Raw genomic sequence first — 14986 nt, 5'->3', positions numbered from 1 at the left:
ATCTTTTTCGCGTTTGCGGTCAGATCCTCGTATCCGGAAGGCCGCAAAATGCGTCTGCCGGGCTGATGCCCTTAAATTCGCTCTCACCCGTCAGCTTCTCTATCACCGTCTCAATAGTCGTTTTCGTCGCCGTATAGGCATTAATATATGTTTTTACACGCGGTACGTCCTGCAGTAAATACGGATTTGCCAGCGACACAAAAATGCAGTCCTCCTCGTTCAGAAAACGTGGAGAATCCAGCGCATGCTTCGGGCACCAGTTGATGCGCACCGTCGTCTGGTTGCTCGCCTGCTCGTAGTTTGCCAGATAGAGCGTCAGACGGTTCTTCGGCAGGTCAGCGCAGCCATGCAGATCATCCGCAAACGGCTGATAATGTTCCACCGCGAAGCCCCGCTGCCGCAGAAGCTCTATCGCCGTCTCCGCCATGCTTCCGCCCGGAATCTCGTCTTTGCCGAGCGTGATCAGACGTATCTGCGGATATTTTTCTTTTGTGACTGGCAGCACCCGCGGCGCAAGACTTTTCACAAGCGTGACCGATTTATCGGCGCATTCCCGATGCCAGCCGGCAGCCTGCGCCAGGCTCATGTCCTGCGCGCCCGCACTGTGCTCCTGTGCGTTTCCGATGCACGCTCCGTTTCCATCTATGCTCAGTCCGGTGTATGTCCTGTCTTTTCCCGCACCGCATACCTTCGCTTTTAACGCCAGAATCCTTGTTACCGCATCGTCCAGACGTTCCTCCGTGAGCAGTCCGGTTTTCAGTCCTTCCAGAATGTAGGAATAATCCTCATAAAGATTTGTGTTGAACACGATCATATCGCAGCCGGCCATAACGGAAGCCGGAATCGCCTTTCTGCGCTCCATCGCCATGCAGTAGCCGCCCATGATAGTCGCGTCTGTTGTAATAACACCGTTAAATCCGAATTTTTCGCGCAGCACGCCGGTGAGCAGCTCGCGGCTCTGCGATGCCGGGAGGCAGTCTGCAAAGGAAAGCTTTGGATTGATCTCCATCTGCACCGCCGGCTGTACAATATGTCCCACCATAATACTCAGCAGGTCATGCTCAATCAGATTCTGATAAACTGCTCCATAGGAGCCATACCACTCTTCTGCCGACAGGCTGTTATAGGTGGGATGCAGATGGTGATCGCGGTAATCCACGCCGTCGCCCGGAAAATGCTTTGCACACGCCGCAACGCCGCATTTCTGCACCGCCTCCACATATATCTGCGTATTCTTTTTTACTTTTTCCTTATCGCTCCCATAAGTGCGGACATTGGTGATCGGATTTCTGTAGTTCATGTCGATATCGCAGACCGGAGAAAAGGTCCAGTTGACACCAACGCTCTGCCCTTCTGCCGCGCAGACCTTTCCAAATTTCTCCACCATACCATCATCGTTCGCCGCACCCACCATCATCGGCCAGCCAAACAGCGTCCCGTCCGTCGTTGCTCCCGCGCCGCCTTCCTCCAGATTCGCCGCTTTCAGGAGCGGAACCGGAGCGACCTCATCCAGCAGGCGGTAATTTTCGCAGATTTCCTCTGCCGGAGCCGGGCGGAATAAAATTCCCCCTACTCTGCTTTTTTTCACCAGCTCCTTCAGCTCATCCTTTTCATAATCCCCGCCCATCACACAAAAAAGCTGTCCTGCTTTCTGCTCTGTCGTCAAATGTGCCAGCGTATCCTTCACCCAGTGAATCTGCTCTGCATTTAAATAAAACGGTCTCTTTGCCAAATCCAGCATACTGTCTTTCTCCTATCATCTCATAATTCCGGGATTGCCTGCGCTCCCTTTTACTGCGCCGTCTGACGCCTTACTCCTGCGGTCTGCAGATACGGTCGATCCAGTCGCACACCTCGCCCGGATAGTCTGCCTCACAGTGCGGCTTATCCCACACCAGCGCGTAATCCGTATCCTTTCCTGCCTGCAAGAGCTTTAATGCAAGCGTCATGCTGACCGTCAGCGATGTGTCGGCGTCGCAGGCTCCCACACGGATGCGATAATGCTCCGCGGCGTCCGCCTTCTTTCCCGTTCCAATATAATTCAGCGGATTTATCAGCGCAACTCGCTCATCAAGCTTATCGTCGCCCTTCGCCTGTGCAAAGGCTGCATAGTACTTTTCAAATTCCTCCGGGAATTGCTCCCGAAGCGCCAGGATCGCATCAGATATTTCTTTATTGAAATGCATAAACGGATGCTCATTCGTTCCGAACACCTCGTTTTCGCCGCTGTCCATGCCAAGCGTATCGAACGATGTGCACGGCTTCATCCTTCTGCGATATTTCAGTACGTAGGTATCCAGATCGTGAATATACGCGCGCTCCCCGTCCCACGCAAGCCAGTCCGATTTGTCCGCGCCTTTTGCGGTGATCACCGCCGGTTTCCCGTCACGAAATGATACGCCCATCGGCGCTTCCTTCTCATATTCATAATTTCCGGCAAGATAATCCGCCGGAGAATATGTTTCCTTTAGCTCGCCCTTCTGCAATCTTGTCAGATAATCCGTCGCTGCATCCTGCAGGCGCTGCATCAGATAGTCGTAGCCGCTCCCGCTTCTGCCGTCCTCTCCGATAAAAAGCGTCTCCCCCGTCTGCGGATCTTCCAGTTTCAGACCGTTAAAATAGGAAATATACTGCTTCTGAAGCTCTTTCGAAAGCGCCTCCTGAAACGGTGTCATCACGCCGGCAGGTCCCGCCGGTGAATCCTCATTCTCATGGTCCGCGGCAAACATCCACTCATAAGCAAGATCCGCATGCTCCAGATCAATAATCGGACAGTAGATCTGCGCCGCAAAAACATCGTCGCGTTCATCCAGAAACGCACCGTTTTCCGCAAGAAACGGCAGATAGTCCTCACTGTTGCCTGTCACCGACAGAAGAGTGGACATCGCGCCGCCCGCGCTCCACCCCACCGATACAATATGGTCAAAATTGCCTGGCAGCGCCGCACGGTTATGACGGAGGAAGCGGACTGCTGTCTTTAAATCCACCAGATTAACCGGTGATTTTCCGCAGAGCTTCCCGTTTTCATCTCTTGTCTCTCTGCCGCGGTTTCCGCAGGATACGTATACAAAGCCTCTCTCCAGATACTGATGCGCATAGCACCGCGGACCCTCCAGCCACACGTGCGGCATCTGCATGTAGCCTGCTGAATTATTTTCAAAAATCACCGGCACGGTCTTTGCCGAATAGCCATTCATTCTGCCCTGCAGATTGATTTTTCCGCCCTCACTCATGTACGGCTCCGGCACAAAAATGCTGAGGCGCTGGAATTTCGGTGTTGTTGCCTTCTCTGTATAAAGCACATCCTCCAGACACCAGCACCGGTATTTTTCATCAAAGGACCATTCGGAAGCGCACTCTGCAAGCTCCATCGTTTTATTCGTAATATTCACCTGTTCCATGATCGTCTCTCCTTTTTCGCTGATAAATGATAAACAGACTACTTCCGTAGTTACTGCAGATGATTAAAAATAAACGTAAATACCAAATCCATATTTTCCTTTGCAAAAAACATCTTATCCTCATGATCCGCCCCTTCCAGCGGCACGAAAGAAACCCGGTCATGATCCAGCTTTGCACGTATCGCTTTGACAAATTCCACCGACTGCTCACAGGGAACCAGCCGGTCCGCCGTACCGTGCTGCACAAGCATCGGTGCCATTGCATCGCTGATATAGGTCGCCGGATTTGCCTGTGCGCACAGCGCATCGGGGGCATCCGGCAGCGCACAGCCAAGATACTGCGATTCTGGTGAGAACGGCTCGTCGTGATCTGCGCAGCTGACGCCGTTTGCGCGCGCCTGCTCATCCATCGTTCTAAAATTCATCGGTCCGAACTGATCGATCGCCACCTTCACAAACGGCGTCTCCTCCCATAGAAGCTCCTCTTTCTCTCCCGGAAATTTTCCGTTTGGAATGTTCATGCCAAGCATCGCCGCCAGGTTTCCGCCCGCGGAACCGCCGATTGCCACAATTTTTTCAACATCAATCTGATGTTCCTTCGCATGCACCTTCAAAAAACGAACCGCTTCCCGGCAATCCAGTACCGCCGCCGGAAAAATTGACTCTTTGCTCAGGCGATATTCTATCGAAGCTACCGCCATACCTCTCTTAATGCCTTCCAGATAAGCATCCATGTGATGGTCGCGCTTATCTCCCATCGCAAATCCGCCTCCATGGATATATACCAGCACCGGGAAGGGTCCGTCGCCCTCCTCCGGCAAATAAATATCCAGGCACTGTGCCCTGCTCTTTGCTGCATACGGAACATCCAGATACTTTCTCTTTACCCAACTGATATCCGCCATCGACGGCTGCCATCCCGCAGGCGGTCCACCCGGCTTTTTCCCCATCGATGGTATCCTGCCCGCTGTCTTTTTCCCGTCCATAATTTGCTTCCCCTCTCTGTATTTTTACCTTTGTATTTTATTTTAAAGCAATTCTCCTTTCTTTGTTATTCTGTTTCTTTATATCATATATTTTATTGACATTTTTTCTGCTTATTTTTATAATTTTATTATTCTATTTTTTTGTTTGGAAAACCAACGGGAGAATATATGGATTTAGAAAGACTGAATGAATTTATCGTAATTGCCGAAAAGAAAAGTATAAAGAAAGCAGCCGGAGAATTGCTGCTTTCTCCTGCCGCATTAAGTGCACGGCTTTGCGCCTTTGAGCGTTCCCTGGGAATCACACTTTTTAACCGCAGCGTTTCCCCGCTTGCGCTTACCAGCGACGGCAGCCGTTTTTATGAAGATGCCAGAGAAATTATCCGCCGCTTCAATGCCTTAAAGCAGGAGCTGCAGCAGACTGCACCCCATCTCCTTGTTCCGGGCAAAACTGCCCGCCTCAGTACCGAAAAGCTTTATGAATTCCTGGTTCTCTCCAAAGCGCTGAACTACAGCCGCGCCGCCGCCAACCTCTATATCTCCCAGTCCGTGCTCTCCAAACATATTCAGGATATGGAGCAGGAATTAGGCGTAAAACTGTTTTTCCGCACCACGCACGGTGTCTCTCTGACAAATTCCGGCAAGCTGCTCGCTCAGAGAGCGGAAAGTCTGATCGACCAGTGCAACCGGGCCGTCAGCCTGTTACAGATCTCGAACCTCCCGATCCAGGGCAATATCCGCATTGCCTGCGCACTGGAGCTTGCCCAGTCCGCCCATATGCAGATCTTCGTCAAACGTTTTCTGGAGCGCTATCCGGATATCTTTATTGATTTTGATGTAAAATCCGGCGGGATGCCGGAAAGGCTTCTGCAGACACAGGTCTACGACTTTGTCTTTTCTCCGTGTGAATACCAGAATATCCCGCCAGATATTCAGGCACATCTGGTCGCAAGCCACGGCACCTATGCCGCCCTCTATCCGGGGCACCCGCTGATCTCAAAATCTCTGATCCAGCTTCGCGAGCTGGAGGGGGAAAATATCATCGTTCCGTTTTCCCACGAGTATTTTGGTCCCTATGCAAAAAACTGGCTTCTCGCAAAAAAATACACCCATGACAGGGTGACCTGCATCCCGGCGCCTAACCTCTCCTCCGCCCTTTTTCAGGTGGCGATCGGCAGAGGCATCGCGATTATTCCACGCTATGCAAAAAAATTTGCCTCAGATAATATTTTCACCATCGGTATCGCAAACGCCGCCTGCCGTTTCAACGAATACCTCTACTACAACGAAAGCATAAAAAACGGTGCCGCAAAACTCTTTTTCGCAGAATTCTGCAGCACCTATCCGGCTGATATTTAGATATAGAACTTTGTAAATCGGCTTATTCCTCCGTGTCCCAGAACGGCTTCATAAAATCAATCTGCACATAATCGATCACGGCTGTCTTATAGGGTGTCTGCAGCCAGCACTCTGTCTGCTCTTTGCCCGGATATACATTCGTGGTGATACAGTGCCTGCCGTGATCGATGTACACCTCCACGCAGCTCCGGTCCACCAGAATACAGATATCAAGCTTTGTGCCCTCCATCCGGATTGGACAATTCATTCTCCCCTTCTCGTAACAGTCTCCCGCGCTCTTATCTACCGACACGATCTGTCCGATCATATCCACCGAAATCATAGTATATTGATGACCCTTCCCCAACACACAGATTTCCAGATCTCTGGATTCCACTTTCTCCACATCCAGCATCAGGCGCAGCCGGTAGCTGCGGTTTTCTGCCACCGGAAGGTATTTTCTGTTTGTGCCTACCTCCAGCATCTGATAAGCTATTTTCCGGCATACAAGTTCATCAATTTCCTCCACCGGATACATACAGAGATTCCAGTCTTTGTCCAGAGAAACCTTTCTCGGAATACTCAGGGTCCCTCTCCAGTTTTCGCTGCTGGTGGGACCCCAGTCCCTGCACCACGGCATCCAGAGCCAGCCATTCTGCCATGCCATCAAAATACGGTTTCCTTTTGCGTCAAGAAAGGACTGCGGAGCATAATAGTCAAATCCCACATCCATATTTCCGATTTTTTCTATCGTATAACGGCAGTTGTCAAAATCCATTTCGCCCACACAGTAAAGCGCCTTGTTATACTCAGGATGATTCATAGGCGAGCAGGTCAAAACCCATTTGCCATCCAGAAAAAACAGATCCGGGCATTCAAACATAGTCCCCAGCTTTCCGTTGGATTTCAGCACTGCGCCGCGGTATTTCCAGTGATACAGATCCTCCGATTCATACAGAAAGACTCTTCCGTCGCCATCCTTCGCAGTACCATTTACCGTTCCGCCTACGACCATATACCATTTTCCGTTCCAGCAGAAAACTTTCGGATCTCTGAAATCTGCCGAAGCTCCCTCGGGCGGTCCGCCGATTACCGGATTGCCCTCAAATTTCTCAAAATGACTGCCGTCACAGGAGGTTACCAGGCACTGGCTTTGTCTCACTTCCCCATCAATGATCGTTGTTGCCGTGTAAAACAGATATAAGATCCCATCTTTCTCCACCGCACTTCCGGAAAAGCATCCTCCCTCCGGGTGACAGTCATAGTCTTTGTCAGGGGTCAGTGCGATCGGCATATCCTTCCAGTGAACCATATCCTCACTTACCGCATGACCCCAATGCATAGACGCCCAGTCACAGTTGTTGGGATTATACTGATAGAATAAGTGATACCATCCCTTATAATAAATGAGGCCGTTTGGATCATTCATCCATGCAGTCGGCGGTGTAAAGTGATACAGGGGGCGCCATATCTTTTCCTCTTCCGTGCGTGGTTGTATACCAGTTAATCTGTCTTTCCCCATACTATTCTACCTTTATGCCATCAATATTTCCATAGAGTACCTTCAGTTCCTTTTTCACCTGGCCGTCATTGCCCACTGTCTGATGATAAGTGCCCCAGCCCTTTCCGTTAATCCAGAAAGTTCTGTAATCCTTCTGATTGATCACCGGTGCAAAGGACATTGTCTTATGGACCATATCACACTGATACCCTGCCAGCTCCGGAATCAGAGAAAAGCTTGACATTGGGCGGATATAGTGATGGCCTGCTTCTGTCTCGCTCCATGGGCATCTCTTGTATCCGTCATAGCGGTCGCGAATTGCCTTAATGATCGTAAAGGCTTCTTCAATCATACCCTCTTTCACCATAGTAACCGCAACCTGATACTCTACGCCTGTCCACACCTCATCACAATATGCAAATGGGAAGCGCGGTCTGCCGCCCTTTGGCCAGGAGCAGAGAACCAGTCCCGCCTCATCGTTCAGCGCATACGTCCGCTGCACATTCGGGACATCCTCCATGCACTCCTTGAAATTATATTTATATATAGATTCCAGCGCCTTCTTCACATGCTCCTTCGGAAGCACATAGCCAAGACCTGCCGTCTGTGCCATAAACTGTCCCAGAAGCTGATCGGTCAGGCAGCCTTGTCCGTACTGATAGCGATACGCATCCACATCCTCCAGTTCCTGAATGTAATACTCTCCATTGAAAAGCTTTTCATCCACCAGCGGGGCCGCTTTCTCATACAGTGCGCGGTATTTTTCAGCCGTCTCTGTTTTCCCCAGATATTCTGCCATTTCTGCCACGCCCTTGATCGCCCCCAGGTAAATGGTATTGGTCATGGTATTCGGACCATAAAACTCAATATCATATGTTACATGCATCTTCCCGTCCAGCACGCCGTCTCCGTCCGTATCCCATTCCTTAATGGAATATTCAAGCGCCTTCATCATATTATCCCAGATCCCTCTGAGGAATTCGTCATCGCCGGTATACTTCCACTCGCGGTAAACTCTCAGAATGGAACCAAATTCCCCGTCGCACGCCGGAATCATATCCCATCTGCTCTCGCCCAGGCACTTTCTTGCGCGGAACGGCATGCAGCCGTCTTCATCCAGCTCCACATTGAATTCCACATTGCGCATGGTAATCTCCAGCTCCGGAAACAGATTTGCTACCGCAGTCGCATAATTCCACACATGGTTTACATTTCCCTGTCCGCATCCAACATAATCACGGATACCCTCCCAGCCAAGGAAATTGCCGTTTTCAATGCGGAAGCAGCAGTGACTCTTCATAGACATGATATTGGAAGCCACAGCATCGATCACATACATCGGGAGCGTCGTATCAAACAGCGCATTCTCAAATGCCTTCGACATGCCCTCCAGATAGTCTTTCTTTTCCACCACATAGCGGCTGACATCCCACGCATCCTTAAACAGGGTTGCGTAATAGTTGCGGATGCTGTCATATCCGCCCTTTGCATACCGCTCCAGATCGGCGTCGTACTCGATCCAGCCCTTTGGACGGTTCGGAAAATACCAGGAAATCAAAAACTCAAACTCCTTCTCCTCATTTGGCCCGATCGTCTCATAACTGCTGACAGAACTGATTCTCTCTTTCAGATTGAGGAAGCTGAAATCGTAATGTGACAAAAGATCACAGCCCTTTGCCTCAATTTCTTCCTCTTCCGTAAGTTTTCCGTCCTCCGTAAAGTCATCCCAGAAGTCCTGCGCATTGTCCGTCCACTGTCCATGCAGCCATTTTTTATGCGTGATCCCATTCTTATTGGTAGTCGCGATCGACATGGACCCAAACTTCATATCCGTTTCTTTCAGATTTTTTGCAGTATAATACCAGCCCTTCAGCTCTCCTTCTTCCCGGTACTCATTTTCCACCTGGTCAACCAGCTTGACATTGTTAAATACATCATATCCGTCAAATCCAACCACATTTGCCAGCGTTCCCACTACAGAAACATCGATCGGCCGGTTTGTCGGATTACTGATTTTATATTTGATAATAGCCGTCGGTATACCGGAATTGTCCGCATCAAGCGGAATAAAAGGCGTATACGCTTCCATGCGCACCTTCAGCGGCACCTTGCTGTCCTCCAGATCTACATATACAAAGGGCTGTTTTCCTACCATTTTCGATTTTTCAAATCTCGGGATTCCCGCCAGCTCACCGTTTAAAAAACCGTGTGATTTGTAATATGGCGGTTTAATTTTCGATTCCAGAATTCTGGCAACCGGTTCTTTTCCCTCTTCCTTCGCCCAGATTGCAAAGAAAGAAAACGGCACAAACTGTCCCTTGCCCGGCCAGTTAAAAATTTCCCAGTCTCTCAGCTCACCTCTCGGACCCACCGCAATATTTCCGGTTCCCAGACCGCCCAGAAGAAATTTTGCCACTGACGCATCTCCCTGATAAGAGATCTCGCCTCCTGTCTCAAACAATTCCACCTTCGAATGCAATGCTTCTTTATTCATTTCATAATCCTCCTACTGATATCATTATCCTTTGACACCTACATGGGTCATACTCTTCACAATCCACTTCTGCCCGATAATAAATACGATCAGCACCGGCAGTATCGACAGTACGACTGCTGCAAACTCTACATTATCTCCCGTTGCATACGGCTGACGAATGGACAGAATTCCTACCGGCAATGACAATTTTTCTGTATCGTTAATCATGATAAACGTTGTAAAATAATCATTCCAGGAAAACGTAAATACAATGATCGCCAGCGATGCCAGCGTGGACTTTGCCATCGGTACCATAATTTCCACAAACGTGCGGATGGGTCCTGCTCCGTCAATAGCAGCTGCCTCATTCAGTTCTCTTGGAACCGACAGAAAAAACTGCCTCATCATAAATACACCAAAGGCACCGGCAAGTCCCGGGCAGCTTGCCCCCAGGATAGAAGGCAGTGTAACGGCAAGCGACGTGTTAATAACTCCCAGAAGATTCATGATTTTATATAGCGCAACAATCGTCACCTGTACCGGAACCATCATCGCTACCATCATCATGCCAAACATCAGGTTTTTTCCCGGAAAATTAAATTTCGCATATGCATATCCCGCAATCGCTCCGTGAAATACCATGCCAAGTGTAATTACAGTACTCATCTTCAGGCTGTTTCCCATAAATGTAAAAAACGGAATGGTGCCGGAAAACAGCTTTGCATAATACTTCAGCCTCATCTCTGAAAAGGACGGCGGCAGCCACTTTGGCGGCAGCGCAGTCGCCTCACTATAAGGCCGCAAAGATGCGGAAAACACCCACAAAAATGGTGCGATCATGATAAATGCGATCATCAGCATAATAATCGTAAGCAGGATATGGCTCACCTTTATTTTTTTACCGAATACTGTAATTTTCCTATTCATAATGCACCCACCATTTACTTCCTGCAAACTGAATGACGGTTACAACAGCAATTAATGCCAGCAGCATGACCGACAGCGCCGATGCCGTTCCATAATCAAAGGATGTAAAGCCTTTCTCCGCAATCAGCATGACCAGGCTTCGCGAGGAATCTCCCGGTCCGCCGCCGGTCAGTACATAAACCGATTCATAGATTCTCAGGGCTCCTGTCACATTCATGATCAGCACAAAGAAAATCTGCGGAGATGCCACCGGAATAATTACCCGAAAAAATCTCTGGAAGGCATTTGCTCCGTCAATACTTGCAGCCTCCAGTAATCCGCGATCCACGTTCTGCAGTCCCGCCAAAATCAGCAGCATCGACATTCCGGCATTTTTCCAGCAGTCCAGGATCAATACGGATATCTTGGAAAAGCTCTGATTGCTCAGCCAACCAATTTTTGAAATCCCGATCTTTCCCAGATAATAATTGATCACGCCGGCATCCGTCTGAAAAAATGCCTGCCAGATAATTGCCACAAAAGTCAGTCCGACCAGCGATGGAAAGAAATAGACGGACCGGAAAAATACGCTGAGCTTTTTCGGTAAGATATCATCCACCAGGACAGCCAGGATCAGACCGGCTGCTGTATTGCCAACCGCACAGCAGACTGTATACCAAAGCGTATTCTTCAGTGCCGTAAGCGAACGGGTATCTGAAAAGATTTTCTGGTAGTTTTTAAGTCCCACCCAGGTACTCGCGGTAGTAAACACGTTATACTTCTGAAAAGAAATAATGATGACCCAAATAATGGGGATCAGCACAAAACACAGGAACCCTATAAACGACGGCAATGTGAACAAATATGCCGCTCTGAGTTCTTTTTTATTCCATTTTCTTTTATACCTCTTTTTGTTCAATACTATATTCCCCCTTATTTCCAGGAAAAATCAAAGGGCGCCCCGAGAGCGCCCTCCATGTATTACTGAATTGCACTTTCAATTTCAGCCTGTGCGTCATCCAACGCTGCCTGCGGCTCTTTTGCACCTGAGAATACTTCTTCGAGAGCGCGAAGTGTCGTCTGCTCCAGATCACCAAAATAAGTCGGCGCGGAGATGGGAGAGGCAATGGTAACCGCCTTCCAGATGCCCAGAATGTTATCCGGAGTTGTCCCCATAATCGCCGTATCCGTAGCCAGTCCCTCTGTCGGCGGTACCTGCTGGCCTCCCGCTGCCACTGCAGTCAGTGTTTCATCAGAAACCATTTCTTTCAGAAGTGCAACTGCAAGATCCTGGTGCTCCGTCGCAGAGCTGATGCACCACGCAGACCCTCCATATACAGATCCTTCTTTCTTGTTCACCGGCCACTGTACGCAATCAAACGTATCATTCGTCAGTCCTGCATCTATCCATGTATTCAGTACCCAGCGTCCCGCACCAACCATAGCGAGCTTTTTCGCGGAGAACATCGTATATACATCAGAGCTGATCGGATCCGGTGTAACCCCTTCTTTCACCATATCATTTAAGAAAGTTACTGCTTCTACGATACCCTCACTGTTGATCGTCGGAGTAACACCATCATCAGCCACCAGAGAAGCATCATTTGTCGCCCACCACGGTGTCAGCTGGAAGTAGGAACTGGACAGCCCAAAACCATATACCTCATCTGTGGTCAGCGCTCTTGCCGTCTCCATAAATTCATCCCATGTCCAGCCATCCTGCGGATAAGCAATACCTGCTGCGTCAAACATCTCTTTGTTATAATAGACCACCATTGTCTGTGTGCCATTCGGCAGACCGTAAATATTTCCATCCACGCTGAAACCGTCAAGAAGCACTTCCGCATACTCACTCTTCTTTGCGGTCAGGTCTTCATCCGCATCAATGATATCATTCAGCGGAAGGAGCAGATCGTTGCTCACCGCCATCTGTGCAGCTTCCAGACCGATACTGATTACATCCGGGGTCTCGCCGGAGGTACACATCGTGATCCATTTCTGAACAAAATCAGACCAGGATTCTACCGGCACACAGGTCTGCTCCACCGTCACATCCGGATAAGCTTCATTAAAGCGCGCAATTGCATCGTTCGCAATCTGCTCTTCTTCCGTATTGCCCCAGTTTAATACACGCAGTGTTTCTCCTTCTGCACTTGCGAGCATAGATGCGGAAAGTGCCATAGCAGCCGTGATACCCAATGCGGCAATTTTTTTGATCTGTTTTTTCATTTACTAACCCTCCATTCTTTCTTGTGGAAACCTTTCCACATTTGGTTTTTTTAAAGAATTTCCCGCAGGAAATTCTTTATTAAATAACTGTTACAAAACTCTGATTACTCATTGAAATATGCGCCTATTTCTAAGTTATTACTAATATACCATTATTCCTTTTCCCTGTCAAGCACTATTTGACTTTTTATCTATATGGAATCCGTTTCACTTTTCTAATTTTTGTATATTTTTACCAACGTTATTTATCACGGTTTCCTTCAATTTTTATTTCTGCCCATTCTTGGTGCTCTCGCCTATTCTCATCTGCGGCTCCAGAAGTACCAGCTTATTTTTATACCGTTTGCCTTCAATCATACCGATCACCATTTTTACGGCGCGTCTGGACAGCTCCGGAATCGGCTGTTCGACAACCGTCAGCTCCGGGACCGACACCTTGGAAATATATGTGCCGTCGTAGCCTACCACCTGAACATCCTCCGGAACATTTTTCTTCATCCGGCTAAGCTGCTTTAAAAATGCCATGGCAATGACATCCACTGCAAATATCCCATCAATATCCGGATACTTTTTTATAATATCCCGCGCGGTCTCCTCATAACGGCCGTAATCAAAATCGTTCCATTCCATCTCATAAGAATATACCTTGACCCCATGCTTTTTCATAACGCGCTCAAACTCATAATGCCGCTCATGAGACGGTGAATCAACCACCAGCGCTCCCTGTACCTGAACCACACATTTGCAGCCGCACTCTATCATTTTCTCCGCTGCCAGACGGCCGCCGATCCTGTGATCGGATGCAACCGTCGGAATATGTTCCCCGAGAAAACGATCCAGGGCCACGACAGGTCTGCTGACACTCGCATAATCCTCCAGCGCCAGCGTATGCCCGCCCGCGATAATGCCGTCTACAATGTGCCGATTGAGCATATTTAAATATTCCTTCTCATAATTCTGTTCGCTGTAGGTACTGCATATCATTGTCTTGTAACCATTTTTCAGCAATTCTTCCTCTGCATACAATACAAATTCTGCAAAAAACGGATGAGAGATCTTAGGTATAATAATCGCCACAATTCCGCTTTTTTTGTGAAGAAGGTTCCTCGCCAATTCGTTCGGAATATAATTCAGCTCTTCCATCGCATCCTGTACTTTCTTTCGCGTTTCCGCCGATACATATCCGGTCTCATTCAAGACTCTCGACACGGTTGCCACGCCCACACCTGCCCGCTGAGCAACATCCTTTATACTGGTCATACTCATTGACCCCCATTTCATTAAACTAAAAATCATATGATATTTTCGCAGATTTCTCTGACTGCCGCAAGTACTTCCTGTATCTGCGCAGAAGATATGTTATCATAGTGAAATCCGCCCGTGCAGACCACGACTGCCCGTTTTTTTCTGGCAATTTCCTCCGCCAGATAACGGCAGAGCTGCTCATCCTTGTGCCCGGTCACATTCAGCACCGAGGATGTGACAGAAATACTTCCGTCCCCGGTCAGCGACGGCCGCGGAACGGCCAGCACCGTGCAGCCAATATGCGGCTTATCTCCGCCCCGGAGCATGATGTGATAATCTTCTCCCAGCTCTGTAATCTGCACCGTGATCTCAGAAAACGTCAGTTGTTTCTGATATTTTAGGTTTCCACTCATTTCCATGTCTCCCCGCTATTTCTAAAATCATCTGCCTGATCTTTATATTCCCCGCCGCTCCCGGTATTCCGCGATCTCTATCGCATCCTCGATCTCCAGATCACGCTCCCCGGCGAGCGATTCCAGATGATGCCGGAATTCATGCAGCAGCACTTTGCGCAGCCGTTTCGCCAGATCCTCCTTCGGCAAATGCCCGTACACCTGCGCAAAAGAACCATAATAAATCACAATAAAGCGCCCAAGATGGTGCTGCCTGCAGTATTCGCCCATGATAAAAAGCTCATGGCCAACGCCTTCCGGGTGGTATTTCGGATGTTTGCGCGCAAAAACTCCGCCGTTCAGCTCCCGGAAGAACTCCTCCGGAAAGGTCTGAACAATTTCCTCTATCATATCCTGAAATTCCTCAAAAGAAACCATACTGCCGCCTTTCCTTTTCTTCCAATGTACATAAAAATGCCCTCCGGCTTTTTATTTATATAATCACGATTATT

General features: G+C 48.9%; 12 protein-coding genes. 1 reads left to right on the top strand and 11 read right to left on the bottom strand.

What is annotated here, in order from left to right:
- Positions 1 to 19 precede the first annotated feature (19 nt).
- From ACLU9Q_RS04725 to ACLU9Q_RS04715, 3 genes are all read right to left on the bottom strand, one after another.
- Entirely contained in the window at positions 20 to 1741 is a 1722-nt protein-coding gene (locus ACLU9Q_RS04725; RefSeq protein ID WP_296831013.1) for a glycoside hydrolase family 3 protein, read from the bottom strand.
- 70 nt (positions 1742 to 1811) lie between these two features.
- On the bottom strand, positions 1812 to 3401 hold the full coding sequence (locus ACLU9Q_RS04720; protein WP_296831011.1) for a subtype B tannase: 1590 nt from the start codon (positions 3399 to 3401) through the stop codon (positions 1812 to 1814).
- Positions 3402 to 3451: 50 nt separating this feature from the next.
- On the bottom strand, positions 3452 to 4387 hold the full coding sequence (locus ACLU9Q_RS04715; protein WP_296831009.1) for an alpha/beta hydrolase: 936 nt from the start codon (positions 4385 to 4387) through the stop codon (positions 3452 to 3454).
- Between the two features lie 168 nt (positions 4388 to 4555).
- Here ACLU9Q_RS04715 and ACLU9Q_RS04710 point away from each other — a divergent pair, with 168 nt between their 5' ends.
- Complete coding sequence (locus ACLU9Q_RS04710) at positions 4556 to 5746, top strand: LysR family transcriptional regulator (protein ID WP_296906550.1); 1191 nt, start codon at positions 4556 to 4558, stop codon at positions 5744 to 5746.
- Between the two features lie 22 nt (positions 5747 to 5768).
- Here ACLU9Q_RS04710 and ACLU9Q_RS04705 read toward each other — a convergent pair whose 3' ends face one another.
- From ACLU9Q_RS04705 to ACLU9Q_RS04670, 8 genes are all read right to left on the bottom strand, one after another.
- A complete protein-coding gene (locus ACLU9Q_RS04705) occupies positions 5769 to 7247 on the bottom strand; it encodes a glycoside hydrolase family 32 protein (RefSeq protein ID WP_296831003.1) in 1479 nt (492 codons plus the stop codon).
- A gap of 1 nt (position 7248) precedes the next feature.
- A complete protein-coding gene (locus ACLU9Q_RS04700; RefSeq protein ID WP_296831000.1) occupies positions 7249 to 9720 on the bottom strand; it encodes a GH116 family glycosyl-hydrolase in 2472 nt (823 codons plus the stop codon).
- Positions 9721 to 9744: 24 nt separating this feature from the next.
- Complete coding sequence (locus ACLU9Q_RS04695; RefSeq protein WP_296830996.1) at positions 9745 to 10629, bottom strand: carbohydrate ABC transporter permease; 885 nt, start codon at positions 10627 to 10629, stop codon at positions 9745 to 9747.
- Positions 10622 to 11527: a carbohydrate ABC transporter permease gene (locus tag ACLU9Q_RS04690; RefSeq protein WP_296830994.1), complete on the bottom strand. Its 906-nt coding sequence runs from the start codon at positions 11525 to 11527 to the stop codon at positions 10622 to 10624. Before ACLU9Q_RS04690 ends, ACLU9Q_RS04695 begins: the two co-directional genes overlap by 8 nt.
- A gap of 62 nt (positions 11528 to 11589) precedes the next feature.
- The gene (locus ACLU9Q_RS04685) at positions 11590 to 12837 is read right to left on the bottom strand and encodes an ABC transporter substrate-binding protein (protein ID WP_296830991.1); all 1248 of its coding nucleotides are present in this window, start codon (positions 12835 to 12837) and stop codon (positions 11590 to 11592) included.
- A 267-nt stretch (positions 12838 to 13104) separates the two neighbouring features.
- Entirely contained in the window at positions 13105 to 14097 is a 993-nt protein-coding gene (locus ACLU9Q_RS04680; protein WP_296830988.1) for a LacI family DNA-binding transcriptional regulator, read from the bottom strand.
- Between the two features lie 32 nt (positions 14098 to 14129).
- On the bottom strand, positions 14130 to 14495 hold the full coding sequence (locus tag ACLU9Q_RS04675) for a hypothetical protein (RefSeq protein WP_296830985.1): 366 nt from the start codon (positions 14493 to 14495) through the stop codon (positions 14130 to 14132).
- Between the two features lie 42 nt (positions 14496 to 14537).
- Complete coding sequence (locus ACLU9Q_RS04670; RefSeq protein ID WP_296830982.1) at positions 14538 to 14912, bottom strand: metallopeptidase family protein; 375 nt, start codon at positions 14910 to 14912, stop codon at positions 14538 to 14540.
- Positions 14913 to 14986: the final 74 nt, after the last annotated feature.

The organism is Marvinbryantia sp., from assembly GCF_047017445.1.
Lineage (GTDB): Bacteria > Bacillota > Clostridia > Lachnospirales > Lachnospiraceae > Marvinbryantia.
Note: the sequence above shows the minus strand (reverse complement) of the source record. Positions and strands in the feature narration are given on the sequence as shown.

Excerpts from the sequence above, each read along its gene's own strand:
- ACLU9Q_RS04675 (WP_296830985.1), bottom strand. The coding sequence starts at position 14,495 with ATGAGTGGAAACCTAAAATATCAGAAACAACTGACGTTTTCTGAGATC.
- ACLU9Q_RS04705 (WP_296831003.1), bottom strand. The coding sequence starts at position 7,247 with ATGGGGAAAGACAGATTAACTGGTATACAACCACGCACGGAAGAGGAA.
- ACLU9Q_RS04680 (WP_296830988.1), bottom strand. The coding sequence starts at position 14,097 with ATGACCAGTATAAAGGATGTTGCTCAGCGGGCAGGTGTGGGCGTGGCA.
- ACLU9Q_RS04720 (WP_296831011.1), bottom strand. The coding sequence starts at position 3,401 with ATGGAACAGGTGAATATTACGAATAAAACGATGGAGCTTGCAGAGTGC.
- ACLU9Q_RS04670 (WP_296830982.1), bottom strand. The coding sequence starts at position 14,912 with ATGGTTTCTTTTGAGGAATTTCAGGATATGATAGAGGAAATTGTTCAG.
- ACLU9Q_RS04685 (WP_296830991.1), bottom strand. The coding sequence starts at position 12,837 with ATGAAAAAACAGATCAAAAAAATTGCCGCATTGGGTATCACGGCTGCT.
- ACLU9Q_RS04725 (WP_296831013.1), bottom strand. The coding sequence starts at position 1,741 with ATGCTGGATTTGGCAAAGAGACCGTTTTATTTAAATGCAGAGCAGATT.
- ACLU9Q_RS04695 (WP_296830996.1), bottom strand. The coding sequence starts at position 10,629 with ATGAATAGGAAAATTACAGTATTCGGTAAAAAAATAAAGGTGAGCCAT.
- ACLU9Q_RS04715 (WP_296831009.1), bottom strand. The coding sequence starts at position 4,387 with ATGGACGGGAAAAAGACAGCGGGCAGGATACCATCGATGGGGAAAAAG.
- ACLU9Q_RS04700 (WP_296831000.1), bottom strand. The coding sequence starts at position 9,720 with ATGAATAAAGAAGCATTGCATTCGAAGGTGGAATTGTTTGAGACAGGA.
- ACLU9Q_RS04710 (WP_296906550.1), top strand. The coding sequence starts at position 4,556 with ATGGATTTAGAAAGACTGAATGAATTTATCGTAATTGCCGAAAAGAAA.